The organism is Geminicoccus harenae, assembly GCF_019800005.1.
Classification (GTDB): Bacteria; Pseudomonadota; Alphaproteobacteria; order Geminicoccales; family Geminicoccaceae; genus Geminicoccus; species Geminicoccus harenae.
This window is the reverse complement of record NZ_JABGCL010000003.1, coordinates 1-24,893: the sequence shown is the minus strand read 5'-3', so window position 1 is coordinate 24,893 and position 24,893 is coordinate 1. Positions and strand designations below refer to the sequence as shown.

Here is a 24,893-nt window from a genome sequence, read left to right as displayed (position 1 = left end):
GACGCCGCGCGACATGCGGGCTCGCGCGGCGTCCGCCCGGAGTGTCCCGCCCGCGTGGAGAACAGTCCCTTGAAGATGATCCGGTCGGGCACCGACTTCGCCCGCTACGAGTTCGGCGAGCTGGCCGTTCTGGCCCTTCGCGACGGCCATGTGGACATGCCACCCAGCCGGCTGCGCCAGGAGGGCGACCGGCCGTTCGGCGCGCAACTGCCCGAACAGGTAAGGCTCATGGAGGGGAAGCTGCGGCTGTCGGTCAACGCCTTCCTGGTCATCGAGCAGGGCCGGCACATCCTGATCGACACAGGTGCTGGCAACGCGTGGGACCCGTCCATGGGCCTGCTGCTTCGTGCGCTTGCGGAAGCTGGGATTGCCCGGGAGGACATCGCTGCCGTGGCCTGCACGCACACCCATATCGATCACGTGAACGGGCTCGTCGCGCCGGACGGCTCGGACGCCTTTCCCAACCTGGAGCAGCTGTTCGTCCCGCAGGAGGAAGTCGCGCTGTTCGATCGGAGCGAGCGGCTGGCAAGGTTCCGGCAGCGCTGCGTAACCTATGGGGAACAGCTTTGCCGTGAGCGACCACATCGTCGCCGTTGCCGCCCATGGCCACTCGGCGGGGCACACGATGTTCGCAGTGCCGAGCGGCGGGGAACAGTTGCTGATCGGGGGCGACATCGTGCATGTGCCCTCCATCCAGTTCGCGAGGCCGGAGCTTACCTGGGAACTGGATCGGGATCAGGTGCAGGCCCGTTCGACCCGTGCGCAGATCCTCGACCGAGCGGCGTGGCCAGGTGTGTTCGTCGCAGGCGCGCATCTCGACTTTCCCGGCATCGGCAGCGTCGCACGGGATGGTGATGCCTATCGTTTCTCACCGGTATAGGAACGCAGCCTCGCAGACTTCAGCAGGCCGAGGACCGGCCATGACGGGGCAGGCTATGCCTGGATCGCAGCGACCGCCGCCATGACGCGCTGCCGGTCCGCGGTACCCAGCGGCAGGATCGGGCGCGGCGGGTCGGCGCGGGTCAGGCCCAGCTCATTGGCGATGGCGTGGACGACGCGGTAGCTGCTGAGTTCGCGGAACAGGGTCCAGAGCGGCGCGAAACGTCCGTTGAGGTGCGCGACTTCGGCGGCATCGCCGGCCTCGGCGGCGCGCATCAGCTTCAGCGTGGGTTCCGGGAGCAGGCCGCCGATCACGCTGTACCAGGCGACCCCGCCGGCCAGCACGGCATCCGCGGCCAGCCAGTCGCCGCTGTAGCCGATCGCGAACTCGGCCGGGACCAGCGACTGCAGTGCCCGATGCCGCTCCGGTGCCTCGGCGGCGGACGGTGCGGGGTTCTTCACCGCACGGATGTTGGGAATGCCGGACAGGCGCTGCAGCAGCGCGTTGTCGAAGCTGAAATGGGTGGTGGCAGGGTTGTTGTAGATGCACAGGGGCAGCCCGGTCGCCCCGGCCACCGCCGAGAAGTGCTGGAAGACCTCTTCCTCGGTGAGCGGGATGTAGGAGACCGGGGCCAGGAGCAGGCCATTGGCGCCGGCTGTCTCGGCGTCACGGGCCAGCGCTTCGGCCTCGTCAGTGCGCAGCGCGCCGATGCTCACGATGAGCGGCGTGCGGCCACTCAAGGCCTCGGCCGCGGCCTCGACTGCGCGCAGCCGCTCGCTGCGGCTGAGGTACATGTAGGAGCCGGTGCTGCCGAGCAGCCCCACCGAATCGACGCCGGCCTCGGCGAGCCGGCGCAGGAGGACCGCCAGCTCGTCGGTGCGCACCCGGCCATGCTGGTCCATGGGCGTGATCGGAAACGCGGACAGGCCACGGAACGGCATGGCGGTGATCCCCTTCTCGGATGCGCCGAAAGGAAACGACGAAGGGGACGGTGCTGCCACCGTCCCCCGAAGGCAACCGGTCAGCTCGCCCAGTGCGCGGCGGAGCGCTTCTTGAACATCTCGCGGAACTCGTTGGTGGAGTTCACCATCAGTTCCCCGGTGGCCCAGTCCAGGATCACGCCGTAGCGGCGGATCAGGTCGAGCTGGTCGATCTCGCCCTTGCGGTAGCGCTCGGCCACCGCCTCGGCGGGCTCCTCCAGCCAGCCCTTGCGCTGGGCCCGGATCTCGGCGCGCAGCTTCTCGGTGGCGGGCAGGTCGACCTCGTATTCGGCGCGGTCCTGGTCCACCGTGCGGATCACGACGCCATAGTCCTTGGCGGCGCGCTCGATCGAGACATAGTCGTCGGCCACGTCCTCCACGACCAGTGCGGGGTCGCGCAGCAGCGGGTCGCCGAAGCCGCCGCCGCCCGAGGTCGGCCGGGTGAACAGGTCGCCCTTCTTGATCGGCACGTCGGAGAAGATCGTGCCGAGCCATTCCTCGGGATTGTCCTTCCCGCCGCGGTGCAGGGCCAGGCCGTGCGGGTAACCGGGCAGGCCGCCATTGATCCCCCAGACGATCGCGCGCTCGCGGTCGCAGATATAGGAGATCACCACGTTGTCGGCCTCGCCGATCGTGCTGGTCTTGCGCAGGCCGACGCCGCCCCGCCACATGCCGGGGCCGGCGGAATCGGTGAGCATCTCCATCTCGTGGCACAGGATCGGGCTGGTGCGCTCCTGGCCCTCGACGGGCTGGGCCATGAGGCCGGTGCCGAAGCAGGCCGTGGTGACGTTGGAGCCGTCCTTGCCGTTGCGCCCGCCCCAGCCGCCCGGCAGCCAGTCATAGAACATGAAGATGTTCTTGGCGTCATGGCGCCGGTCGCGCCCACCGGTCAGCAGATATTCCAGGTTGAAGGCGCAGGCGATGGCGCGCTCGGGCATGATCTTGGACCAGATCTCGTAGATCGAGTTCATGATCTTCTCGAACGGCATCAAGAAGCCCGTGACCGCGACCGGCCACTTGGCGTTCACGATGGTATCCTCGGGGGCGATCACCTTGATGGGGCGATAGAAGCCCGAGTTCAGCGGCAGGTCGGGGAAGAAGGTCTTCATGCCCGCGACCACGGCCGAGAAGGTCGAACCGAAGGCCGAGTTGTAGAGCGTGCCGATGCAGGGATGCGAGCCGGTGAAGTCGTAGATGACCTCGTCGCCCTTGATGGTGAGCTTCACCTTGATCGGGATCATGCCCTCGCCGCCGGCGGGATCACGGTCGATATAGTCGACCGTTTCCCAGGAGCCGTCCGGCAGGGCCGCGATGCGCTGGCGCGTCGCGCGCTCCACGTAGTTCTGCACCTCCCGGAAGCCTTCGAGGACGGTGTCCTTGCCGTACTTGTCGACCAGCCGCAGAATCTCGCGCTCGGCCACGCGGGTCGCTTCCGCCTGGGCGTGCATGTCGCCGATCACGGAGGCCGGGTCGCGGGTGTTGGCGGCGATCATGTTGGCGACGTCGTGGCAGAACCGGCCGCCGTCATAGATGCGCACCGGCGTGATGCGCAGGCCCTCCCGGAACATGTCGCGGGCGGACACGTCGAAGGAGCCGGGCACGCTGCCGCCCACGTCCGACCAGTGGCCGTTCGACTGGGCATAGGCGATCACCTCGTCGCCGACGAAGATCGGCCGGATCACGCGCACGTCGGAAAAATGGGTCCCGCCCGCATAAGGGTCGTTCACCATGTAGACGTCGCCGGGCTTCATCTCGTCCTTGAAGACCCGGATCGCGTCCTTCGCCGTATAGTGCAGCGTGCCGACATGGACCGCGATGTCGAAATTGCCCTGGGCGATCGAATCGCCGTTGGCGTCGTTCAGCGCGCTGGAGAAGTCGCGGTTGAAGATCACGAACGAGTAGCAGGTGCGCAGGACCTGCTCGCCCATCTGGTCGACGGTGGTGATGAAGGCGTTCTTCAGCACCTCGAAGGTGACGGGATGAAGGGAGCCGAACTCGCTCATGATCAGGCCTCCTGGATCTTCAGGATGAGGTTCAGCCACTTGTCGACATGGGCGGTGACACCGGGCGGGACGACCGTGGTGGAATCGAGCTGGTCGATGATCGCCGGGCCCGGGACGTCGAGGCCGGCCGGCAGGTCGGGACGCCAGTAGACCGGCGTGTCGACCGGGGCATCGGTCTCGTCGAAGTCGACCGGGCGGCGCGAGCGCGGCTCGGGCAGGCCGCCGCCCGGCGCATGCTCGGCGAGATCGGCCTTGGGCGTGGTGCCGACCGCCACCAGGTTCAGGCGGTACAGCCCGACCGGCGCCTCGTCGCGGCGGAAATTATACTCGCGCTCGTGCAGGCCGTGGAACGCCTTGACCGCATCCTCGATGGCGCCGATCGGCGACGGCACCGGCACGCTCAGCGAGCGCCACTGGCCCTGGTACATCATGTCGATCGAGCGGGTGAGCGTCATGCCGTCCTCCGGCACGCCGTCGCGGGCCAGGAGGTCGCGCGCTTCCGCCTCCAGGGCGGCGAAGCGCGCCTCGATGTCGGCGGTATCGGCCTTGGCGGCCGGGACCAGGTAGCTCTGGGCCAGGTCATGGCGGATGTCGACGAGCAGGCAGCCCAGTGCCGAGGTGACGCCCGGGTTCGGCGGCACGATCACGGTCGGGATGGAGAGCTCCTTGGCCAGCGCCACGCCGTGGAGTGCGCCGGCACCGCCGAATGCCACGAGTGCGAAGTCGCGCGGGTCGTAGCCGCGGCTGATCGAGATCAGGCGCACCGCGTCGGCCATGTTGGCGTTGGCGACGCTCAGGATCGCCTTGGCAGCCTCGTTGGTGGAGAGCTTGAGCGGCTGCGCCACGCCGGTCTCAACCGCGGTGACGGCGAGTTGCTTGTCCAGATGGATCTCGCCGCCGGCGAGCTCGGTGCCGAGCCGGCCCAGCGTCACGCTGGCATCGGTGTTGGTCGGCACGGTGTTGCCGTTGCCGTAGCAGCAGGGCCCGGGATTGGCGCCGGCCGACTGTGGGCCGTTATGCAAAGCACCCGCGGCATCGATCCAGGCGAGCGAGCCGCCGCCGGCACCGATGGTCAGCACCTCGATCGACGGGAAGCGGATCGGGTAGCCGAACTGGATGTGCCAGTCCTTGGTGACCCGGCTGACCCCGTCCCACACCAGCGACACGTCGGCGCTCGTACCGCCCATGTCGACGCCGATCGAGTTGCGGTAGCCGCACAGCATGGCGATGTGCCGGCTGGCGATCGCACCCGCGGCGATGCCGGAGCCGGCAAGGCGCCCGGCATAGTCCTTGGCAGTGGCCGCGGTCATCACGCCGCCGCCGGAATGGAGCAGGAGCAGGTCGCTCTTCAGCCCGTCTTCCTTCAGCCGGTCGCTCAGGCGACCGACATAGTTGCCGACGACCGGGCGCAGGATCGCGTTGACCACGGTGGTCGAGAAGCGCTCGTGCTCGAAGATCTCGGGCAGCACGTCGGACGAGGTCGAGACCGCCACACCGGGCAGTTCCTCTTCCAGGATCTGCCGGGCACGCTGCTCGTGTGTCGGGTTGACGAAGGCGTTGATGAAGCAGACCGCCACCGCCTGGACCTTGCGGGCGCGCAGCACCCGGGCGACCTCGCGCACCGCAGCCTCGTCCAGCGGCGTCACCACGTTGCCGTCCGCGTCGATCCGCTCCGGCACGGTCAACCGGTCGCGGCGGCGGATATAGGGCGGGGCGACGTCCTTGTAGGCGTCCCACAAGTCTTCCTTGTTGGCGCGCCGGATCTCGAGCACGTCGCGGAAGCCCGCGGTGCAGACCATGGCGGAGGGCGGCAGCCGGCGCGTGATCAGCGCGTTGGTGGCCACCGTGGTGCCATGGGAGAACAGGGCGACATCGGCGAGGTCGACACCGGCGTCCTTCACCCCCTTGAGCACGCCGTCGATCGGATCGGGCGTGGACGGCGTCTTCACCACCCGCAGCTCGCGGGTCTTCTCGTCCAGGATGCAGATGTCGGTGAACGTACCGCCGATGTCGACGGCGATGCGCAGGCTCTGGCCCGTGGTCATTCTTCGGAGATCCCCCCTCGTGGCGCTGGCCGGTATCCCGGCAACCTTCGTGCCATGAACGGAGTTAGCGGCAGACGGCGCCCGAGTCAGCCGCCGTGATCACGGGCTGGACGAGCCATGATCCAGTCCGGCCGCAGCGCCTAGCCAGCCGACAAGAGCTGCAGCCTGTTCGCCGGCGTCACCTTCGTGCTCAGCCCCTGGTAGCCCCGCACCGTCGGGTGGCGCGTCTCGGCCGGGTTTGTGTGGGTGGCGGTCACCACGACCACGGCGGCACCGGCTGCCTCGGCCGCTTCGATGCCGGCCGGCGCGTCCTCGAACACCAGGCATTCCTGGGGCGGGACGCCCAGCCGCTCTGCCGCCAGGAGGAACCCGTCGGGGGCCGGCTTGCCGCGGGTGATGTCCTGGGCGGTGACCATGCGCTGGGGAGCGGTGAGGCCGGCGGCTTCCAGCCGGCGCCTTGCGAGCGGCAAGGGCGAGGAGGTGACGATCGTCCAGCGCCCGGGCGGCAGGGCCTGGAGGAAGGCGGCGGCACCCTCGATCGCATGGACGTCGCCCACATCCTCGATCTCGGCCCGGGTGATCCAGTCCGCTTCGGCTTCGACGTCGACACCCGGCAGATTCAGGCGCCGGATCGTGTCCACGGCGCGCTTGCCGTGCATGGTCGGCAGGAACGCCTCGACGTCCAGCCCGTGCCGGCGCGCCCAGCGGCCCCAGACGCGCTCGGCCGCGGCGATCGAGCTGAGCACGGTGCCGTCCATGTCGAACAGGAACGCGGCGAATTCCCGGTCGGGGAACAGCGGAATCGGGGTCAAGGCGGTGGCTCCGGCGCGGGCGAGGTCGCGGGGGGAACCTGCCCGATCCGGGTGCCGGCCGCCAGTGCCGCGGGCCCCTCGGCGCCGCAAGCATCTTGACCGTGCCCGAACGGTGCGCATCGTGACCACAGCTTCGGCAATCCCCGCGCCGCCGGAGGCGGCCATGCCCGTCAGGGTGGCGCGGTGAGGGTCGTTTTCGGGAGCGCCGGCCTGTCCGGCACGGGCCGTGCATGGGAGGGCGCCATGACCTATCGCAGCAAGATCGACATCAATTGCGACATGGGCGAGGCCTTTGGCCAGTGGCGGCTCGGCGAGACCGACGACGCGCTGCTCTACCCGCTCATCACCAGCGCCAATGTCGCGGCCGGCTTCCATGCCGGCGACCCCAACCATATCGACCGCTCGGTGCAGCTCGCGAAGCAGCATGGCGTGGGGCTGGGCTCGCACCCGGGCTATGGCGACCTGCAGGGCTTCGGGCGGCGGACGATCAAGGCGCCGCCTTCCGAGCTGGTGAACGACATCGTCTACCAGATGGGGGCGGTCGAGGCGTTCGCCCGGCGGTACAAGGTGCCGATCCAGCACGTGAAGCTGCATGGCGGGCTCGCGGTCGATTCCGCGGTGGACGAGGCGCTGTCGCACGCCTTCATCGACATGCTGCGCGAGCTGGCCCCGGACCTGCCGGCCTATGGCATGCATGCGGCGGTGACCTGCAAGATCGCGCAGGAAAAGGGGCAGCCCTATGTGCGCGAGTTCTATGCCGACCGCGCCTATGACCGCTCCGGGCGGATCGTGTTCGTGCGCTCGGCGCAGCGGCCGGACCCCGAAGCGCTGGCGGCGCGCGTGGTGAAGGCCTGCCAGGAAGGCACGGTCGAGACGGTGGACGGCGAGACCATCGAGCTCCCGTTCGAATCGATCTGCTTCCATTCCGATACGCCTGGTTCCTACGACGTGATCCGGGCGATCCGGGCGGCACTCGACCGGGCGGGGATCAAGGTGGTCCCGCTGCCCGAGGTGCTGGCCGCTTCCTGACCGCCCACGCCCCCGAACTCCCGAGCAAAGAAGAAGACCAGACATGGCGTCCAAGCAGATCGTCTCGCCGCTGCCCGGCACGTTCTACCGCAAGCCCGCCCCGGACCAGCCGCCGTTCAAGGAAGTGGGCGACACGGTCGCGGTGGGCGACGTGGTGGGCATCGTCGAGGTGATGAAGAGCTTCAACCAGGTCGTCGCCGAAGAGGCCGGCACGGTCACCGCGTTCCTGGTCGACGACGAGGATGCGGTGATGCCGGGCCAGCCGCTCGTCGAGCTCGACGGCTAGGGCGATGAGCTTCGATTCCATCCTGATCGCCAATCGCGGCGAGATCGCCCTTCGCATCAATCGCGCCGCCAAGAGCCTGGGCCTGAAGGTGATCCAGGCGCACAGCAAAGCGGATGCCGATTCGCTGCCGGTGCGCCTGGCCGACCAGGCGGTCGAGATCGGCCCGGCGCAGGCGGCCAAGTCCTATCTTTCGATCCCCAACATCATCGAGGCGGCCAAGGCCAGCGGGGCCGGTGCCGTCCATCCGGGCTACGGTTTCCTGGCCGAGAATGCCGCGTTCGCCGAAGCGGTCGAGGCGGCGGGCATGGTGTTCGTGGGCCCGCGGCCCGAGACCATCGCCACCATGGGCGACAAGGTGAAGGCGCGCGAGGCGGCTGCCGCCGCGGGCGTGCCGGTGGTGCCGGGCAGCGAGGGCCGGATCGAGGGGCTGGAGGCCGCCAAGGCGGCCGCGGCGGCGGTCGGCTATCCGCTCCTGATCAAGGCCTCGGCCGGCGGTGGCGGGCGCGGCATCCGGATCGTGCGCAGCGACGCGGAACTGGTCCAGCAGCTCTCGACCGCCCAGGGCGAGGCCAAGGCGGCGTTCGGCGATGGCGGCGTCTATCTGGAAGCCTTCATCGACCGGGCGCGGCATGTCGAGGTGCAGATCCTGGGGGATGGCCAGGACGCGATCCACGCCTATGAGCGGGAATGCTCCTTGCAGCGGCGGCGGCAGAAGGTCTGGGAGGAGGCCCCCTCGCCTTCCCTGGACGAGGCCACCCGCGAGGAGCTGTGCGCGTCCGCGGTGCGGCTGGCGAGGCATGTCGGCTACCGGGGGGCGGGCACGCTCGAATATCTCTACGACGAGAACCGGCGCGCCTTCTATTTCATCGAGATGAACACCCGTATCCAGGTCGAGCATCCGGTCAGCGAGATGGTGACCGGGCTGGATCTGGTGGCGGCGATGATCGAGATCGCCCAGGGCAAGCCGCTGCCGGTCACGCAGGACCAGGTGCGCCTGTCCGGCCATGCCATCGAGTGCCGGATCAATGCCGAGGATCCCACGCGCAACTTCATGCCGGGGCCGGGCACGATCAGCGCCTTGCGCGTGCCGGAAGGCCCGGGGCTGCGCTTCGACAGCCATCTGTTCGAGGGCTACCTGGTGCCGCCCTTCTACGATTCGCTGCTGGGCAAGCTGATCGTACACGGCGCCGATCGCACGGAGGCGCTGGCGCGGCTGACGGATGCCCTGGACGGGCTGGCGGTGGAGGGCGTGCCGACCACGCGTGCCCTGCACCAGGCGCTGGCCGCGGACCCGGAAGTGCGGGCCGGCCGGTTCGACACGAATTTTCTGGAGCGCTGGCTGGAGGAACGGGCCGGCACGCTCGGCATCGGGGCCAAGGGGGACTAACGCATGGCGACCCGCTATTCCTATGGCGGCGACGAGCACATCTTCGTCGAAGTCGACGAAGAAATGTCGCTGGACGCCTTCTTCAAGTCGCTCTCGATCACCAAGGCGGTGCGGGAAAGCCAGATCAAGGGTGTGGCCGAGGTCTGCCCGGCGAATGCGTCCTTCCAGGTCAAGTTCGACCCGGACGTGATCAAGCCGGCCGACATGCTGGCCGAGCTGAAGAAGCTGGAGGACCAGGCGGCCCATTCGGAAGCGGTGATCGACACGCGGATCATCGAGGTGCCGGTCTTCTACGAGGACCCCTGGACCCACGAGACGCTGATGCGCTTCCGCGAGCGTCACCAGGACCCGAATTCGACCGACCTCGCCTATACCGCACGGATCAACGGCTACGCCTCGAACGAGGAGCTGGTTCGGGCCCATTCGGGCGCACCCTGGTTCGTCTCGATGGTGGGCTTCGTCGCAGGCTTGCCGTTCCTCTACCAGATGGTCGAGCGGGCCAGGCAGATCGAATCGCCCAAGTACCTGCGGCCGCGCACCGACACGCCGAAGCTGACGGTCGGCCATGGCGGCTGCTTCGGCGCGATCTACTCGGTGCGCGGGGCCGGCGGCTACCAGATGTTCGGCATCACGCCGATGCCGATCTACGACCCCAAGCAGGAAACGCCCTACCTGCGGGACTTCATGGTGCTGTTCCGCCCGGGCGACATCGTGAAGTACCGATCGATCGACCGTGATGCGTACGATGCGGCGATCGCCGATGTCGAGGCGCACAAGTTCTATCCGACCATGCGCGACGTCCGCTTCGCGCTCGACGAGTTCAAGACCGATCCTGGCGCTTATACCGGCAAGCTGGAGGACCTGCTCCATGGCGTTTGAGGTCAAGAAGCCGGGCCTTGCCACCACCGTCCAGGACCTGGGCCGGCCGGGCTACTACCATCTGGGCATTCCGCTTTCCGGCGCCATGGACCAGGAAGCGTTGATCGCGGCCAACCTGCTGGTCGGCAACGACGCGGGTGCGGCTGGCCTGGAGCTCGTGTTCATGGGGCCGGAACTGGTGTTCCGGGACGATGCACTGGTGGCGGTCACCGGGGCGGAGCTGCCGCCCAAGGTGGATGGCGCGCCGCAGCCGACCTGGACGACGTTCACGGTCAAGGCCGGCCAGACGCTGAGCTTCGACTATCTGCGCAAGGGGGCGCGCGCCTATCTGGCGATCGCCGGCGGGATCGACGTGCCGGTGGTGCTGGGCAGCCGCTCCACCTATGCGCTGGGCGCACTCGGCGGCTTCCAAGGGCGCAAGCTGGCGGCCGGCGATGTCCTGCCGGTGGGCGCACCTCAGCGCCAGGTGCCGGCCGGCCGCAGCCTGCACGTCTCCTTGCGCCGCAACGGGCTGGAGGATCCGGCGGTGCTGCGGATGCTGCCCGGCCTCTACTGGCACCGGATCACCGAAGCGGCGCAGGGCGGCTTCTTCGCCGATACCTGGAAGGTGGCGCCCGAGGCGGACCGGATCGGCTACCGGTTCAAGGGCGGCAATCCCTTGGAGTTCGTGCCACGCGAGCCGCCGTTCGGAGCGGGCTCCGATCCCTCCAACATTGTCGATGCCTGCTATCCCTACGGCTCGATCCAGGTGCCGGGCGGCACCGAGCCGATCGTGCTGCATCGCGACGCAGTGTCGGGCGGCGGCTATTTCATGCTCGGCACGGTGATCTCGGCCGACATGGACCTGATCGCCCAGCTCCAGCCGCACAAGCCGGTCAAGTTCGTGCCGGTGGAGATGGAAGAGGCGCTGGAGGCGCGTGCCGAACGCAAGGCCGAGATCGACAAGATCAAGGCCGCGCTTGCCTAGCCGACAGGCATTATCGGCAGGAAATGCCTAAACTATCATGGCGGACCGGTCATTGGCATCACTGGCCGGCGCCATGATACCGATTAGCCAGGGCGGCACCGGACGCTGCTCCATCTCTCGCAGAGCCCAGCAGCAAGGTGATCATGGCGTACCGCATCTCTGTCGATACCGGCGGCACCTTCACCGACGTGGTCGTGGCCGATGCCGATGGCGGCATGACCATCGGCAAGGCGCTCACCACCCATGAGCGCATCTTCGATGGCATGAATGAGGCGATCGGCAACGCCGCCGAGCAACTGGGCATCGGGCTGGACCGGCTGTTCGCCGAGACGGGGCTGCTGATCTACGGCACGACCCGCGCCACCAACGCGATCGTCACGAAAAGGGTCGCCAAAACCGCCTTTCTCGCCACCGAAGGCTTCCCGGACGTCCTGCTGCTCAAGGAAGGCGGCAAGTTCAACCCGCACGACTTCTCCAAGGACTTCCCCGAACCCTACATCCCGCGCAGCCATACGTTCGAGATCCGCGAGCGGATGAGCTCGGAGGGCACGGTCTCGATCCCGCTCGACGAGGCCCAGGCCCGGGTGGTGCTGGAGAAGATCAGGGCGCTGGGCTTCGAGGCGATCGCGGTCTGCCTGCTCTGGTCGATCGCCAACCCGGCGCATGAGCGGCGCTTGAGCGAGCTGATCGCCGAGATCATGCCGGGCGTGCCCGTCACCCTGTCGCACCAGCTGATCCCGGTGGTGCGCGAATACCGGCGCGCCTCGGCGACCGCGATCGACGCCTCGCTCAAGCCGCTCATGCAGGCGCATCTGAAGGGGCTGGAGCGCGACCTGCGCGCCGCCGGCTACCGGGGCGAGATCCTGATCAGCACGACCGCCGGCGGCTGCGGCCATATCGACGCCATCACCGAGAAGCCGATCTACACGGTGGGTTCCGGCCCCGCCATGGCGCCGCTCGCCGGCATCGTGTTCTCCCGGCTGGAGAACTTAGGCGACAACGTCATCATCTGCGACACGGGCGGCACCACGTTCGACGTGGGCCTGGTGCGCGACGGCCGCCTCACCTTCAGCCGCGATACCTGGCTGGGGCCGGCCTATACCGGGGACCTGCTCGGCATTGCCGCCGTCGACATGCGCTCGATCGGCGCGGGCGGCGGCTCGATCGCCTGGATCGACGATGGCGGGCTGATGCGGGTGGGGCCGCAATCGGCGGGCTCGGTGCCGGGCCCGGCCTGCTACGGGCGTGGCGGCACGGAGCCCACCGTGTCGGACGCCGCCACCGTGCTGGGGTATTTCGACCCGCACAATTTCCTGGGTGGGCGGATGCGGCTGGACGTGGATGCGGCCCGCCTTGCGGTCGCGGCCGTGGCCGAGCGGATCGGCCTGTCGGTCGAGGAAGCGGCGTACCGGATCGTCAGCCTCGCCAGCGACCTGATGATGCGGGCGGTGGGCGACATCACCATCAACGAAGGGGTGAGCCCGCGCGAGAGCACCATCGTCGCCGGTGGCGGGGCCGCCGGCCTCAACATCATGAAGATCGCCCAGGAGCTGGGCTGCCAGCGGGTCGTGCTGCCCAAGGTGGCCTCGGCCCTGTCGGCGGCAGGCATGCAGCATGCCGACATCGTGGCCGAGGAGGCGGCGAGCCTGGTGACCCTCTCCACGGCCTTCGACACCGAGGGCGTCAACGCCATGCTGGCCGACCTCACCGCCCGGCTGGAGGCGTTCCGCGCCGGGCTGAAGGATGGCGGCGCGGGCTGCCGGATCGAGTGCATCGCCGAGGCGCGCTACCTGTCCCAGGTCTGGGAGCTGGACACGCCGCTGGCCAGGCACCGCTTCGACGGGCCCGAGGATGTCGCCGCCCTGGTCGAGAGCTTCCACCAGGTCCACGAGCGGGTGTTCGCGGTGTGCGACCCGTCCAGCCCGGTCGAGGTGGTGAACTGGCGGATGCGGCTGGTGGTGCATCTGGGCACGCAGCCGCTGACCGCACCCGGGACGATAGAGGTTGCGGCACCGCCGGCACGGGAGCGGCGCAACTGCTATTTCGGCGGCAGCACCCCGGTCGTGACCGGCATCTACCGCGCCGAGCATCTGGAGCCCGGCCTGCGCATCGAGGGCCCGGCGATCATCGAGGAGCCGACCACGACGCTGGTCGTCTATCCCGGCATGGCGGCCGTGGTCAGCGGGGCCGGCAACTATCTTCTCCACGTCGCCTGACAGGAGCCGGGCCATGACCGACCAGACCCGCTTCGACCCCTACATGACCGCGATCATCGCCAACCGGATCGACGGCATCGTGCGCGAGATGACCAACACCCTGCTGCGCGCCGCGCGCTCGGCGGTGATCAACAGTGCGCGTGACTTCTCCTGCTCGATCTGCACTGCCGACGACCAGCTCCTGGCCTCGGCGGAAGGCCTGCCGATCCACATCTTCGGCAGCCACATGCAGGCCGCCGCCATGCGGAAGGCCCACGGGGACGACCTGAAGGAGGGCGACTGCTACCTCCACAACGACCCCTATACCGGCAATACCCATGCCGCCGACCACACCTTCATGGTGCCGGTGTTCTTCGAGGGCGAGCATCTGTTCACCACGGTCGCCAAAGCGCACCAGGCGGACACCGGCAACTCCCTGCCCACCACCTACATGGCCGGGGCCAAGGACCAGTATGCCGAGGGTGCCCTGATCTTCCCCTCGGTGCGCATCCAGCGCGATCACCAGATGGTCGAGGACGTGGTGCGGATGTGCCGGGCGCGCATCCGGGTGCCGGACCAGTGGTATGGCGACTTCCTGGCCGGAATCGGTGCGGCGCGCGTCGCCGAGCGGCGGCTGAAGGAACTATGCACCAAGTACGGCAAGGCGCAGGTCAAGACCTTCATCCGCGACTGGCTGGACTATTCCGAGCAGCGCATGGCCCAGGCGATCCGCAAGCTGCCGAAGGCGACCCTTGCCGCCAGCGGTGCCCATGACCCGTTCGGCGAGCTCCTGCCGGACGGCATCCCGCTCAAGGTGCAGGTCTCGATCGACCCGGACGAGGCGACGATCGAGCTGGACCTCCAGGACAATGTCGACAATGTCGACTGCGGCTTCAACGAGAGCGAGGCCTGCGCCACCGCAGCCAGCATCGCCGGGGTGTTCAACTCGATCGACCCCACCATTCCGCGCAACTCGGGCTCGTTCCGCCGGATCAGGGTGCACTTGCGTGACGGTGCGGTGTGCGGCCGGCCGAAATTCCCGCATAGCTGCTCGGTCGCGACCACCAACATCGCCGACCGGCTGGTCAACCTCACCCAGTCGGCCATGGCGCAGATCGGCGACGGCTATGGCCTAGCCGAGGGCGGGATCGGGCTGGGTGCAGGCATGGCGGTGGTGTCCGGCCTGGACCATCGCCATGGCGACAGCCGCTACATCAACCAGCTCCATCTGGGCAGCTCCGGCGGGCCGGGAGCGCCTGAGGCGGATGGCTGGCCCACCTACGGCATCCCGGTGATCGCGGGTTTGATGTACCGGGATTCGGTCGAGATCGACGAGCTGAAGCACCCGATCGAGGTGCGCTACCTGCGCCTGAAGACCGGCACCGGTGGCGCCGGCCGGCAGCGCGGCGCCCCGGCGCTGGAGTTCGAGTATGGGCCCAAGGAGCACCCGATGGACGTGCTCTGGCCCTGCGACGGCACACACTACCCGCCCAAGGGGGTCCGCGGCGGCGGGGACGGGGTCCGGGCGCAGCACTTCAAGATCGCCGCCGACGGCACCGAGACCGAGCTGCCCAACATCGTGGTGGACCGGCTGCGCAAGGGCGAGCGGGTGCGCGGGCACCACACCTCGGGCGGCGGCTACGGCGACCCGTTCGAGCGGGCACCCGCCAAGGTGCTGAAGGACGTGCTGGACGGGTTCGAGACGATCGAGCGCGCGGAGCGGCTCTACGGCGTGGTGTTCACCGGCTCGCTCGAGGAGCGCACCCTCGTGGTGGACAACGAGGCTACCCTGGCTCGCCGCCGGGCAGGACCGGCCTGATCCGGGGCCGGTTCCCGGGCGCCGGCGGCAACCGGCCGATTGTCGTACCCTAGTAATGTAGCGCCGGCCCTCTGATGGCTGGCGCAAGATTAATAACCAGTAAATAACTAACCGCAGTAATACACAAGAACTGCGGACCAAAGACACCATGATCCAGTTCGAGCCGGTGCCTGCACCGGTGCCGGCGAGGGCTGCCTCGCCCCCCTGAATCCTGAGCACCGCAGTCCTTCCTGCGCCAGGAAATCATCCTGACGACGAGCGGCTGCGCGTTGCCGGTCCCCTTCATCATGCTTGTCTGGACTTGCCGCCATCGCGGCAGGACCGAGCGGCTGCGCACCTGCGCTTGGCCGGGCCGCTCCTGGACTGAGGCATGACTACCGATCTTCGGGATTCTTCTCAAGAACAGAGAGGAATTACTGAAGCACATCCTTAAGACCATCCAAAGGAGAACAATCACCACACCAATAAACCACAAAGGGTATGATATTCTTTCTATGAAGTTCAGTGACTGGCCGGTATAACCGAGTACATAGTTGAATACCGGTCATACTTTCCGGAGAATGACAATGAAGAGCTTGAAGGTCCTGTTCTGCACTGCCGCCATCGTCGGCCTGATGAGCGCTGCCGCCCTGGCTGCCAGCAATGGCAACGGCAATGGCAACGGGAACGGCAATATCGGCAGTTATAACGGCAGCTACAACGGCAATGGCAATCGTGGCTGGGGCAACGGCAACGACAACGGCAATGGCAACAAGGGCTCGATGAACGGCAGCTATAACGGCAATGCCAACAAGGGCTCGGCCAACGGCAACGACAACGGCAACAGCAACCGTGGCTACGGCAACGGCAATTTCAACGGAAACAAGAACTACGGCTCGAGCAACGGCTCGGTGAACGGCAACCAGAACAAGGGCAGCTTCAACGGCAGCCTGAACGGCAACAAGAACGCCGGCAACAAGAACGGCACCACCAACGGCAACGCCAACTACGGCAAGTCCAACGGCGTCGGCAACGGCAACATGAACTGGGGTAGCAGCAACGGCGGCTACAACGGCAATGAGAACAAGGGCAACCGCAACGGCAGCCTGAACGGCAACCGGAACGGCCGCAGCAGCCGCTGATCAAGCTGGCCGCGTCCCGGCCCGGCTGTCGGTCGGCCAGGACGCGGCGTCTGCACCAGACCAGGGAGTACCATCATGAAGATCATGCTCTGCGCAGCCGTCGCCTTCACGCTGCTCGGTGCGGCCGGCTTTGCGGACGCTGCCAATCGGACCGGCAGAGACAGCGGTTTCTCGTCCTTTGCCGGCGGGATGTTCAGCAACGGCAATGTCGGTCGCAACAACACCGGCAAGAACAATGTCGGCAACGGCAATACCGGCAACGGCAACATCGGCAACAAGAACGGCGGCAACGGCAACATCGGCAACAAGAACGGTGTTGGCAATACCGGCAAGAACAACGGCAACGGCAACATCGGCATCGGCAACGGAAGCTTCAATTCCGGCCACCACAACGGCAACGGCAATATAGGCAATTTCAACGGCACCCATAATGGCGGGTCGCGCAACGGCAACGGCAATATCGGCAACTTCAACGGCACCCATAACGGGCGCAGGTGAGCGGCCGGTGGCCAAGTTGAAACTGCTGGCGGCGGTCCTGATGATGGTGATGCCGCTCTCGCCGGATGGGTTCGGCGGCCGCCAGGTCGCCGCCGAGCCCGCACCGGGCCCCAGCGACGGGCACGGCAACGGCAACGGCAACGGCAACATCGGGAACTGCAACGGCAACGGCAATGTCGGCAATGGTGCCGGCAACGGGCGGCTGGGCGATGGGCATGGCAATGGCGGCCAGTTCCGCTGGTGGTGCCCGCCTGCCTCCGGACCCGGCACGGACGATGCAGCAGATTTGACAAGCGATAACTGACCCGGGATCAGGCAGCGTCATTTTCCGCCTGATCACCAGGTCCCGACAATATTCGAACCAAAGCTGGAGGATGCTCTCATGGCGGTCATCATCGGCGGCGTCGGCAACGATCCGTGGCCGGACAACTTCATCGTCGCGGACAACGAGGACAACTACATCTTCGGCGACGCCTTCTCGACCGGCAATCCGGACGGCGTGTGGGAGGTGGGCGGCTACCTCAACCGCGAGGCGGGCCACGACATCGTCATCGGCGGCTCGGCGCAGGACAACGTGCTGGGCGACGCCTGGGTGATCACCAGCAACGGCGTCGGCGGCGCGGATCGCCTGCAAGGGTTCCGCGGCGACGACAACCTGTTCGGCGACTCCTTCAGCATGATCGGCAAGTCGAAGGGCGGCGGCGACCAGTTGTTCGGTGGCTGGGGCCACGACAACCTGTTCGGCGACGCCTTCGAGATGTACCACCAGGCTCAGGGTGCCAACGACAACCTGTTCGGCGACCTCGGCCGGGACAATCTGTTCGGCGATGCCTACGAGATGTGGGACCGGGCCTGGGGCTCCGCCGACCAGCTGTTCGGCGGCCAGGGCGACGACCGGCTGTTCGGCGACAGCTACTCGATGGCCGGCGAGTCCCGGGGCGGCCGCGACAAGCTGAACGGCGGGGATGGCTGGGACAGCCTGTTCGGCGACGCCTACGAGATGTCCGGGCGGGCCTGGGGCCAGAACGACAAGCTGGAAGGCGGGGCTGGCCAGGACAGCCTGTTCGGCGATGCGTTCTCGGCCGGCATCGGCGCCAAGGCCGTGGATGTGCGCGGCGGCGACGACGTGCTGATCGGCGGCAGCGGCAACGACGCGCTCTGGGGCGACTTCGCCCAGATCGACGGCAAGGTCACTACCGGCCGCGACATCTTCATGTTCCACCAGGGTAGCGGCCAGGACCTGATCCTCGACTTCGAGACGGGCAAGGACCTGATCGACATCCGTGACTATGGCTTTGCCAGCTTTTCCGACCTGACTCTGATCGACAACGGCTCCAGCGCGGTGTCGGTGCTGCTCGACCCGAGTGGCCGCAACCAGATCCTGGTGCAGAACCTGATGCAGAGCCCGCTGGAGCTCACCGCCCGCGACTTCCTCGTCGCCTGACGACTGGCGGAGCGGGTCGGCAGACAGCGGCGGCGGGGCATCGAGCCTATCCTGCTATGAGCCGACCCGCACGAAAACGTTGTACGAATATGTATGTTCTGTAATAATCTCACTCGGACCGGGCAGCGGCGACGCCGATGCACGGTCCGCGGTGGCTTGAACTTCACGACGCCGGCAGCCCTGTTCCGGAGGATATGCTGGGGCCAAGCGGCGAAGACCAGTCGGGCCACCCCAGGGCGCCGCAAGAACATCTGCGGCGATCTTCGAGAATAATAAGCGGTAGCGAAACCATTCCTTCATCAGAGGTCACCATGATCGTTGCCGGCGTCCCAGGCTGATGCCGGCAGGAGATTTCGATGAAGACCTTGCAGGCGATCTTGTGCTCGACCGCCATCATCACCCTGTTCGCCGGCACCGGCCTCGCCGCCAACAGCGGCGATGACGGCCTGTTGCCGAGGCAGCAGGCGCAACTGGATGACGGCCGGCGCGGGGCCGACGATCCGCCGGGCGACGACCGGCGCGGTCGCGGCACCGATGACGCTCCGGGTGATGCGCGTCGCGGACGGGGCACGGACGATGGGCCGGGCGATACACATCGCGGGCGGGGCACCGATGACGGCCCCGGTGACAGCCGGCGTGGACGAGGCACCGATGACGGGCCCGGCCATGACCATGGCCGTCACAGCTCCCATGGCGGCACCGGCGACGACCATGGCGGCCGGCACGATGGCGACAGCAGCCGGGGCGGCAGTTCCGGCAAGGGCGGAGATTCTGCGGGCGGCAAGGGCAGCAGTTCCGGAAGCGGCAAGGACGGCAGCGCGTCGTCCGGCAAGGGCAGCGACTCCGGTGGCGGCAAGGGTGGCTCAGGCGGCAAAGGCGGCTCAGGCAAGGGCGGATCTGACAGCAAGGGCGGCGGCAAGGGTGGCTCTGGTGGTGGCAAGGGCGGTAAGGGCGGACGTGACTGAGCGGCAGCAGCGTGGCCGTGGCAGGCCACTGCCGGGTCCAGCCGGCAGGGCCACCGGCCGGCCTGGGCCTTTGGCCTCAGCCAGGCTGCCGTCCGGCGCCGCCGGCCCCGAAGGCGTCCTCCGCCTCGCGGCGCAGGGCGTCGGGTCGCTCCAGGTAACGTGCCGAGTGGTGGAACACGGTCAGCCGCCGCACGCCGGCCCGGCTGGCCAGTTCACCGGCCTGGTGTGCGGTCAGGTGGTGGCGGGTGCTGGCCAGTTCCCGGTCCGCCTCCAGGAAGGCCGCCTCGATGAACAGGTGATCGGCATTGGCCGCCAAAGCCACGATCCGCTCGGCATTGGCCGGATGGAACGCGGCGTCGGTCACATAGGCCAGGCGCTGGCCGGGTGCCGCCAGCAGGGCCCGCTCCTTCAACAGACCCAGCGGCAGCACCCGGCCGGGCCCCGCCTCGACCGGCTGGTCGTCCGGCGCACCGGCGCGCACCGCGCTCTTGGCATGGCCTAGCCACGGGCCGACCTCCAGGCCCAGGGCGGCCAGTGCGGCCGGGATCACCTTCACGCCCATGCTCTCCTGCAAGGCGAACGCCAGGCAGGGCGTGCCATGGTCGAGGGTGACGGCCGAGATGGCGAGGTCACCCTCGGCCAGCACGAGGCCGGGCGGCAGGGAGGCCTCGCCGGCGGGCTCCGGCCGAAAGCCGGCGCGCGCCGCAAAGCCGGTCCAAGGGCCCAGCCGGCCGTCGGCGAACTCCGCGACCTGCAGTTCGAACGCGACCGATGCCTCGTCCAGGAGATTCCACAGATAGGCGTCGAGCTTGGCGGCCACGCCGCGGGTCATCCCGGGCGGGCCCACCAGCCGGATCGTGGTCGGCCGGTAGAGGCAGAGCCGGAGCAGCCGGTCGAAGCCGGTGAAATGGTCGAGATGGCGGTGGCTGACGAAGGCGTGGCTCACCCGCAGGAGTGAGCGGGCCGACAGCGCGCCGAGATCGCCCAGGTCGAACAGCATGGCGCGCCGGCCGAAGCGGAAGTCCAGGAACAGGCCGGGATCGTCGAACGGGCCGTTGACCAGCCTGGCCTGGATCAGCCGGGTCATGCCGCCATGTTCGGCCCGGCCGCCGCGATCCGGTCGATCTTCGCCGCCATCACGAAGTCGTTGGCGTGCAGGCCCTTGATCTTCTTGGTCTGCAGCGCGACCAGCGCGTAGCCCCAGCCGAAGCTGATGTCGGGATGATGGCCTTCCGCCTCGGCGATCTGCGCCACGTGCTCGACGAAGGCGAAGGCCTGTTGGAAGTTCTTGAACCGGAACGAGCGCTCGATGCGGCGGGCCTCGTCGCGCAGCGACCATTCCGGCGTTTCGGCTCGATAGGCTTCCGCCTCCTCCGGGCCGAGCGGCGGCTCCCCGCCCTTGCACGGCGTGCAGGATCTCGTCGCGAGATCGGCTGGGTCGTCGGGCATCCTGGCCTCCATGCGCTGGCGGCCAGGATCGCTCGCGGCCGCTGCCTCATCCATCATGATCTAGTCGTGGAACTGCCGCACGACATCCGTCACGTCGAAGAAATCATAAAGCCTGAAAATATCAGGAAAGGCATAGATTCGATCGGGAAGCCGCTCCAGGTCGCTGCCGAAATATTTGTTGAACAGCATCCGGAAGGAATTGACCGGCGTGATGGTTGGGTAAAGCAGATCATAGTCCCCATCGGGGAAATAATAGGCGTTCAAGATTCCCATCTTGATCTGAAGCTCGTCATGAGTGGCCTCGCGCCAGCTGCGGATATGGCCGACATCCGTCTCCGGGAACGGCCCCTCGTCGGCCTGGATGATGATGATCGGCGGCGGCCCCTCGCGCTGCTGCAGGGCCGTCACCAGGTCCCGGATCACCTTGCCGGCATAGCGCACCTGCTCGACATAGCCCTGCACCCGGCCGCGCGCATCAGACTGCTCCCGCGAAAGGCAGTTCCCGTCCGCATCGAAGACGAACGGCTCGTGCGGCAGCAGGACATGGCCGAACACGAAGGTCGGCGCTGTCCCGTCTGCCGCCTGCTTGATCTGCTCGATCTGCCAGGGCACCCGCTGGCACTGCCCGGCATCCCATTGCATGGTGCGCGTGTAGAGACTGTCCGGGGCGACTAGGCGCATCACCGGGTTGACCACCCGGTCGCGGAGATACATCGCAGTGAACTCGCCAAAGCCGAAGCGCGGGTTGAACTCGGCATAGTCGTTCGCCTGGGTGGGGCCCCACCAGGCACCGATCTGGGCATAGCGATAGCCGGCCGATTTCAGGAAGCGGGCGACCCGGTGGTCGCGCAGCATGCCGACGATCGGCTGCCAGTCGCTCGAGCGCTGCCCCTCCTCGTCTGCCAGGAAGTCCAGATAGTCCATCTGGAAGGTCGAGGCGAGGGAATGGCCGGTCTTGAGGTAGTTCGCGTGGCTGCCGCGGGCCACGTAGAAGCCGTGCTCCTCGAGAAAGGCCTCCAGCGGCGTATCGTCGAGCCCGAAATAGCGCTCCATCACCGCGGCCGAAGCGTAGCGGTCGAACACCAGATAATAGATGTCCGGCTGGACGGCGGCCGGCACCGCCACCTCCTCGGGCGCCGGAGCCTTCAGGCCGGGCCGTCCGTGTTCCCACTTGTACGAGGCCGCCTGCCAGATCGGCGTCACCACCAGAACCAGGGCGATGCCGTTGAGGATGCTGTGGGGCAGCCGGAGGTCACGACGGGCCCGCGCCACCGCCACGAACGCCACCGCCAGGATCAGGACGAAGCCCGCCATGAACGGGACCATGGGAATCCCGCCCGTCACCTGGTTCACCCAGAAGGCCAGGCGGATGGTGAACAGGCAGCCGATCAGGACGATGCTGGAAAGGATGGCGGTACGGGCGCCGAAGCTCCGGAACAGCAGGCCCAGCACCAGGACCACCAGGATCGCGAAGCCGAGTGCCATGCCCAGCGCCGGCAGGATCTCGACGAGCGCGGCTTCCTTCACGTTCAGGGCGTAGAGGCCCAGCACGGAGGCCAAAGCGAGAAGGAACGGGTGGAGCGGCCACCCGTCCCGGTTGCGCGCGCTCCTGGCCTGATTGGCCGGCCTGTCCTGCATGGCTTCTCCCCCCAACGACGCGCGGGCCGCTGAAAAAACCACAAGGCGACCAGGCCAATTCGGCTTTCCCCTTGTTGTCGGTGCGGCCCCGTGACAACTTCATGACAATTAACGGATCGGGCGGCGACAGCCAGCCTCCTGTCCGAGGGAAACGCCACCAACATAGCCGGGGACGCTCCGCGACCAGCGGCGGGAGAGAAACGACATGCACAGCATCGGCGCGTATGCCTTCCGGCTGGTGATAGCCGGCCTGATCGTCGGCATGTCGACCCGCACGGCATTCGCCTATCTCGATCCGGGCACGGGCAGCATCATCCTGCAGGTGCTGCTGGGCGGCGTCGCCGGCCTGTTGCTCGCCGGCAAGCTCTACTGGCACCGGCTCCTGATCATGCTCGGCATCCGCCGCGAGGAGGAGGCCGCGTCGACCAGCAACGCCCACCAGGACGTGCAGATCGATGCAGCCACCCGCAAGTGAGGCCTTGAGCGAGCTCGCTCCGGCACCGGACCGGGAGCGCGTTCCCGGTCCGGCCGCTGCCCGTGCGGCCACCGCCGAGCCCGGCTCGTTCCGCGACCGCAACGGTGCCGTGTTCTACCGCGACGGCGAGATCCTGCGCGGCATCAGCGCCAAGGCGCTGGCGAACTGGGAGCGGCTGGCCGCAGCACCGTTCTTCGGGGAGTTCACTGCACGGGGCTCGATCGTGTGCACCGAGCGCCTGCCCGACGACGAGGCCCGCGCGTTCGGTGAGTGGGCGGCGGTGCTGCGCCACGAGAAGGTGCCGTTCATCTCCTACCCCTATGAGTGGACGTTCGGCATGCTGAAGGATGCAGCGCTGCTGCATCTGGATCTCATGCAGGCTGCCCTCGGGGCCGGGCTGATCCTCAAGGATTCTTCCGCCTACAACATCCAGTGGCGCGGTGCCCAGCCGGTCTTCATCGACATCCCCTCCTTCGAGGTGCTGGGCAAGGGCGAGCCCTGGGTCGGCTACCGGCAGTTCTGCGAGCTGTTCCTCTATCCCCTGTTCCTGCAGGCCTATAAGGGCGTGGACTACCGGCCCTGGCTGCGCGGCCAGATCGACGGCATCCCGGCGGGCAGCCTGCGACCGCTGCTCTCGGCGCGCGACCTGATCCGGCCGGGCGTGCTGCTCCATGTGCTGGCCCAGGACAGTTTGCAGCGCCGCTATGCCGGTAAGCCGCAGAACGTGCGGAGCTCGATCGCCAAGGCCGGGTTCGACAAGCAGCTGATCGTCCGCAATGTCGAGGGCCTGCGCAAGATCGTGGCCGGCCTCCAGCCCGGCGGGTCGAAGACGGTCTGGGCCGACTATGATCGCACCCACAGCTACGACCAAGCCGAGTTCGAGGCGAAATGCGCCTTCGTGCGCGAGGCATCACGGCATCGGCGCTGGCGGATGGCCTGGGATCTCGGCTGCAATACCGGCACCTTCTCGCGGCTGATCGCCGAGCAGGCCGACCATGTCGTGTCCATGGACGGCGACTGGATGGCGATCGAGCATCTCTACCAGGCGCAGCAGAACCGGCCGGACCGGCAGAAGATCCTGCCGCTGGTCGTCAACCTGTCCGACCCCTCGCCCGCCCAGGGCTGGCGCGGCCTGGAGCGGCGCTCCCTGCCCGAGCGCGGCCGCCCGGAGCTGACGCTCTGCCTGGCGCTGATCCACCATATCGTGATCAGCGCCAACATCCCGATGCGCGACTTCATCGGCTGGCTGGCCGGGCTCGGCACGTCGCTGGTGATCGAGTTCGTCAGCCGGTCGGACGAGATGGTGCAGACCCTGCTCGCCAACAAGGACGACCAGTACGGCGACTACCAGCAGGACCAGTTCGAGGCCTGCCTCGCCGAGCACTACCGGATCCGCGCCGACCAGACGCTGAAGGGCGGCAAGCGCCACATCTATTTCTGCACGCCGAAGAGCGAGCCGTAGCCGCGTGGGGAAACGGCCGCCGGGCCTGTGCCCGGCGGTCGGGCAGTGCCTAGGTAGGGAACTCAAACAACCTTCTGCAGCTTCATGGCTTTTAGTCGGCTGATCAGGGACGCAGGCTGAGGAGGGTATGGCGGATGGCACATCTGTACTGGCTGTCGGACGCGGCCTGGGCGCGGATCGAGCCGCATCTGCCCCATGGCCGGCCGGGACGGCCCAGGGTCGACGACCGGCGGGTGATCAGCGGGATCCTGCACGTGCTCAAGACTGGCTGCCGTTGGCGGGATGTGCCGCCAGACTACGGCCCCGCCACGACCATCTACAACCGCTACAACCGATGGTCACGGCGTGGCCTGTGGCAGCGCCTGTTCCAGCGCATGGCCAGCACGGGAACGATCCCGGCCGAGCTCGCACTCGACAGCACCTACGTCAAAGCCCATCGCTCCGCTTCTGGCGGCAAGGGGGCGAATGGTGCCAGGCGATCGGTCGTTCGCGCGGCGGCCGCACGTCGAAGGTTCATTGCCTGGCCGATGATCGTGGCCGGCCCGTCGCGTTCGCCCTG

22 protein-coding genes and 2 pseudogenes are annotated in these 24,893 nt (G+C 67.8%); 17 read left to right on the top strand and 7 right to left on the bottom strand.

Annotated elements, in window-relative coordinates; translation table 11 throughout:
* Window positions 1-75: 75 nt before the first annotated feature.
* A pseudogene (locus HLA95_RS29035) lies at window positions 76-372 on the top strand (MBL fold metallo-hydrolase); the annotation flags it as partial.
* Between the two features lie 199 nt (window positions 373-571).
* Window positions 572-880: an MBL fold metallo-hydrolase gene (locus HLA95_RS27985; RefSeq protein WP_223861464.1), complete on the top strand. Its 309-nt coding sequence runs from the start codon at window positions 572-574 to the stop codon at window positions 878-880.
* 53 nt (window positions 881-933) lie between these two features.
* Here HLA95_RS27985 and HLA95_RS02845 read toward each other — a convergent pair whose 3' ends face one another.
* From HLA95_RS02845 to HLA95_RS02830, 4 genes are all read right to left on the bottom strand, one after another.
* Window positions 934-1,821: a dihydrodipicolinate synthase family protein gene (locus HLA95_RS02845; protein ID WP_191059114.1), complete on the bottom strand. Its 888-nt coding sequence runs from the start codon at window positions 1,819-1,821 to the stop codon at window positions 934-936.
* Between the two features lie 80 nt (window positions 1,822-1,901).
* On the bottom strand, window positions 1,902-3,863 hold the full coding sequence (locus tag HLA95_RS02840; protein WP_191059115.1) for a hydantoinase B/oxoprolinase family protein: 1,962 nt from the start codon (window positions 3,861-3,863) through the stop codon (window positions 1,902-1,904).
* Window positions 3,864-3,865: 2 nt separating this feature from the next.
* On the bottom strand, window positions 3,866-5,908 hold the full coding sequence (locus HLA95_RS02835; RefSeq protein WP_191059116.1) for a hydantoinase/oxoprolinase family protein: 2,043 nt from the start codon (window positions 5,906-5,908) through the stop codon (window positions 3,866-3,868).
* Window positions 5,909-6,048: 140 nt separating this feature from the next.
* The gene (locus HLA95_RS02830; protein ID WP_222182336.1) at window positions 6,049-6,720 is read right to left on the bottom strand and encodes an HAD-IA family hydrolase; all 672 of its coding nucleotides are present in this window, start codon (window positions 6,718-6,720) and stop codon (window positions 6,049-6,051) included.
* 243 nt (window positions 6,721-6,963) lie between these two features.
* On the opposite strand from HLA95_RS02830, the gene HLA95_RS02825 reads away from it, so the two are divergent.
* The 12 genes from HLA95_RS02825 to HLA95_RS02770 all read left to right on the top strand — a co-directional run bounded on the left by HLA95_RS02825 (window position 6,964) and on the right by HLA95_RS02770 (window position 19,310).
* On the top strand, window positions 6,964-7,749 hold the full coding sequence (locus HLA95_RS02825; RefSeq protein ID WP_191059118.1) for a 5-oxoprolinase subunit PxpA: 786 nt from the start codon (window positions 6,964-6,966) through the stop codon (window positions 7,747-7,749).
* Between the two features lie 43 nt (window positions 7,750-7,792).
* Window positions 7,793-8,035: an acetyl-CoA carboxylase gene (locus HLA95_RS02820; RefSeq protein ID WP_191059119.1), complete on the top strand. Its 243-nt coding sequence runs from the start codon at window positions 7,793-7,795 to the stop codon at window positions 8,033-8,035.
* Window positions 8,036-8,039: 4 nt separating this feature from the next.
* A complete protein-coding gene (locus HLA95_RS02815) occupies window positions 8,040-9,422 on the top strand; it encodes an acetyl-CoA carboxylase biotin carboxylase subunit (RefSeq protein ID WP_222182334.1) in 1,383 nt (460 codons plus the stop codon).
* A 3-nt stretch (window positions 9,423-9,425) separates the two neighbouring features.
* Window positions 9,426-10,301, top strand: coding sequence for a 5-oxoprolinase subunit B family protein (locus tag HLA95_RS02810; RefSeq protein ID WP_191058928.1), 876 nt, complete (start codon window positions 9,426-9,428; stop codon window positions 10,299-10,301).
* Window positions 10,291-11,268 (top strand): 5-oxoprolinase subunit C family protein, encoded by a 978-nt coding sequence (locus HLA95_RS02805; RefSeq protein ID WP_191058929.1) that lies wholly within the window; start codon window positions 10,291-10,293, stop codon window positions 11,266-11,268. Before HLA95_RS02810 ends, HLA95_RS02805 begins: the two co-directional genes overlap by 11 nt.
* Window positions 11,269-11,411: 143 nt before the next feature.
* Entirely contained in the window at window positions 11,412-13,484 is a 2,073-nt protein-coding gene (locus HLA95_RS02800) for a hydantoinase/oxoprolinase family protein (RefSeq protein ID WP_191058930.1), read from the top strand.
* Between the two features lie 13 nt (window positions 13,485-13,497).
* A complete protein-coding gene (locus tag HLA95_RS02795) occupies window positions 13,498-15,282 on the top strand; it encodes a hydantoinase B/oxoprolinase family protein (RefSeq protein WP_191058931.1) in 1,785 nt (594 codons plus the stop codon).
* 566 nt (window positions 15,283-15,848) lie between these two features.
* Window positions 15,849-16,403 carry a hypothetical protein gene (locus HLA95_RS02790; RefSeq protein ID WP_191058932.1) on the top strand — a complete coding sequence of 185 codons (555 nt, stop codon included), beginning with the start codon at window positions 15,849-15,851 and terminating at the stop codon, window positions 16,401-16,403.
* A gap of 75 nt (window positions 16,404-16,478) precedes the next feature.
* On the top strand, window positions 16,479-16,901 hold the full coding sequence (locus tag HLA95_RS02785) for a hypothetical protein (protein ID WP_191058933.1): 423 nt from the start codon (window positions 16,479-16,481) through the stop codon (window positions 16,899-16,901).
* 7 nt (window positions 16,902-16,908) lie between these two features.
* Window positions 16,909-17,205 (top strand): hypothetical protein, encoded by a 297-nt coding sequence (locus HLA95_RS02780; RefSeq protein ID WP_191058934.1) that lies wholly within the window; start codon window positions 16,909-16,911, stop codon window positions 17,203-17,205.
* Window positions 17,206-17,283: 78 nt separating this feature from the next.
* Window positions 17,284-18,345 (top strand): calcium-binding protein, encoded by a 1,062-nt coding sequence (locus tag HLA95_RS02775; RefSeq protein WP_191058935.1) that lies wholly within the window; start codon window positions 17,284-17,286, stop codon window positions 18,343-18,345.
* 356 nt (window positions 18,346-18,701) lie between these two features.
* Complete coding sequence (locus tag HLA95_RS02770; RefSeq protein ID WP_222182332.1) at window positions 18,702-19,310, top strand: hypothetical protein; 609 nt, start codon at window positions 18,702-18,704, stop codon at window positions 19,308-19,310.
* A 76-nt stretch (window positions 19,311-19,386) separates the two neighbouring features.
* Here the strand turns inward: HLA95_RS02770 and HLA95_RS02765 are convergent, their stop codons facing one another.
* Genes HLA95_RS02765 through HLA95_RS02755 form a run of 3 tightly spaced genes read right to left on the bottom strand, consistent with a single transcriptional unit; the run spans window position 19,387 to window position 22,397 of the window.
* Window positions 19,387-20,397 (bottom strand): ribonuclease Z, encoded by a 1,011-nt coding sequence (locus tag HLA95_RS02765; RefSeq protein ID WP_222182330.1) that lies wholly within the window; start codon window positions 20,395-20,397, stop codon window positions 19,387-19,389.
* On the bottom strand, window positions 20,394-20,759 hold the full coding sequence (locus tag HLA95_RS02760; protein WP_191060950.1) for a 4a-hydroxytetrahydrobiopterin dehydratase: 366 nt from the start codon (window positions 20,757-20,759) through the stop codon (window positions 20,394-20,396). Before HLA95_RS02760 ends, HLA95_RS02765 begins: the two co-directional genes overlap by 4 nt.
* Before the next feature lie 60 nt (window positions 20,760-20,819).
* Window positions 20,820-22,397, bottom strand: a complete 1,578-nt coding sequence (locus tag HLA95_RS02755; RefSeq protein ID WP_191060951.1) for a sulfatase-like hydrolase/transferase — start codon at window positions 22,395-22,397, stop codon at window positions 20,820-20,822.
* A 205-nt stretch (window positions 22,398-22,602) separates the two neighbouring features.
* On the opposite strand from HLA95_RS02755, the gene HLA95_RS02750 reads away from it, so the two are divergent.
* The 3 genes and pseudogenes from HLA95_RS02750 to HLA95_RS02740 form a co-directional block, all read left to right on the top strand.
* Window positions 22,603-22,872 (top strand): hypothetical protein, encoded by a 270-nt coding sequence (locus HLA95_RS02750; RefSeq protein WP_191060953.1) that lies wholly within the window; start codon window positions 22,603-22,605, stop codon window positions 22,870-22,872.
* 4 nt (window positions 22,873-22,876) lie between these two features.
* The gene (locus HLA95_RS02745; RefSeq protein WP_191060952.1) at window positions 22,877-24,334 is read left to right on the top strand and encodes a class I SAM-dependent methyltransferase; all 1,458 of its coding nucleotides are present in this window, start codon (window positions 22,877-22,879) and stop codon (window positions 24,332-24,334) included.
* Window positions 24,335-24,468: 134 nt separating this feature from the next.
* Window positions 24,469-24,893, top strand: a pseudogene (locus HLA95_RS02740) (IS5 family transposase); the annotation flags it as partial.

What these genes read in the sequence shown, in the direction of transcription:
- HLA95_RS02825 (WP_191059118.1), top strand. Translation starts at nt 6,964, where the DNA reads ATGACCTATCGCAGCAAGATCGACATCAATTGCGACATGGGCGAGGCC.
- HLA95_RS02845 (WP_191059114.1), bottom strand. Translation starts at nt 1,821, where the DNA reads ATGCCGTTCCGTGGCCTGTCCGCGTTTCCGATCACGCCCATGGACCAG.
- HLA95_RS02770 (WP_222182332.1), top strand. Translation starts at nt 18,702, where the DNA reads ATGAAGACCTTGCAGGCGATCTTGTGCTCGACCGCCATCATCACCCTG.
- HLA95_RS02790 (WP_191058932.1), top strand. Translation starts at nt 15,849, where the DNA reads ATGAAGAGCTTGAAGGTCCTGTTCTGCACTGCCGCCATCGTCGGCCTG.
- HLA95_RS02785 (WP_191058933.1), top strand. Translation starts at nt 16,479, where the DNA reads ATGAAGATCATGCTCTGCGCAGCCGTCGCCTTCACGCTGCTCGGTGCG.
- HLA95_RS02805 (WP_191058929.1), top strand. Translation starts at nt 10,291, where the DNA reads ATGGCGTTTGAGGTCAAGAAGCCGGGCCTTGCCACCACCGTCCAGGAC.
- HLA95_RS02765 (WP_222182330.1), bottom strand. Translation starts at nt 20,397, where the DNA reads ATGACCCGGCTGATCCAGGCCAGGCTGGTCAACGGCCCGTTCGACGAT.
- HLA95_RS02800 (WP_191058930.1), top strand. Translation starts at nt 11,412, where the DNA reads ATGGCGTACCGCATCTCTGTCGATACCGGCGGCACCTTCACCGACGTG.
- HLA95_RS02820 (WP_191059119.1), top strand. Translation starts at nt 7,793, where the DNA reads ATGGCGTCCAAGCAGATCGTCTCGCCGCTGCCCGGCACGTTCTACCGC.
- HLA95_RS02775 (WP_191058935.1), top strand. Translation starts at nt 17,284, where the DNA reads ATGGCGGTCATCATCGGCGGCGTCGGCAACGATCCGTGGCCGGACAAC.
- HLA95_RS02815 (WP_222182334.1), top strand. Translation starts at nt 8,040, where the DNA reads ATGAGCTTCGATTCCATCCTGATCGCCAATCGCGGCGAGATCGCCCTT.
- HLA95_RS02840 (WP_191059115.1), bottom strand. Translation starts at nt 3,863, where the DNA reads ATGAGCGAGTTCGGCTCCCTTCATCCCGTCACCTTCGAGGTGCTGAAG.
- HLA95_RS02835 (WP_191059116.1), bottom strand. Translation starts at nt 5,908, where the DNA reads ATGACCACGGGCCAGAGCCTGCGCATCGCCGTCGACATCGGCGGTACG.
- HLA95_RS02755 (WP_191060951.1), bottom strand. Translation starts at nt 22,397, where the DNA reads ATGCAGGACAGGCCGGCCAATCAGGCCAGGAGCGCGCGCAACCGGGAC.
- HLA95_RS02760 (WP_191060950.1), bottom strand. Translation starts at nt 20,759, where the DNA reads ATGCCCGACGACCCAGCCGATCTCGCGACGAGATCCTGCACGCCGTGC.
- HLA95_RS02810 (WP_191058928.1), top strand. Translation starts at nt 9,426, where the DNA reads ATGGCGACCCGCTATTCCTATGGCGGCGACGAGCACATCTTCGTCGAA.
- HLA95_RS02795 (WP_191058931.1), top strand. Translation starts at nt 13,498, where the DNA reads ATGACCGACCAGACCCGCTTCGACCCCTACATGACCGCGATCATCGCC.
- HLA95_RS02750 (WP_191060953.1), top strand. Translation starts at nt 22,603, where the DNA reads ATGCACAGCATCGGCGCGTATGCCTTCCGGCTGGTGATAGCCGGCCTG.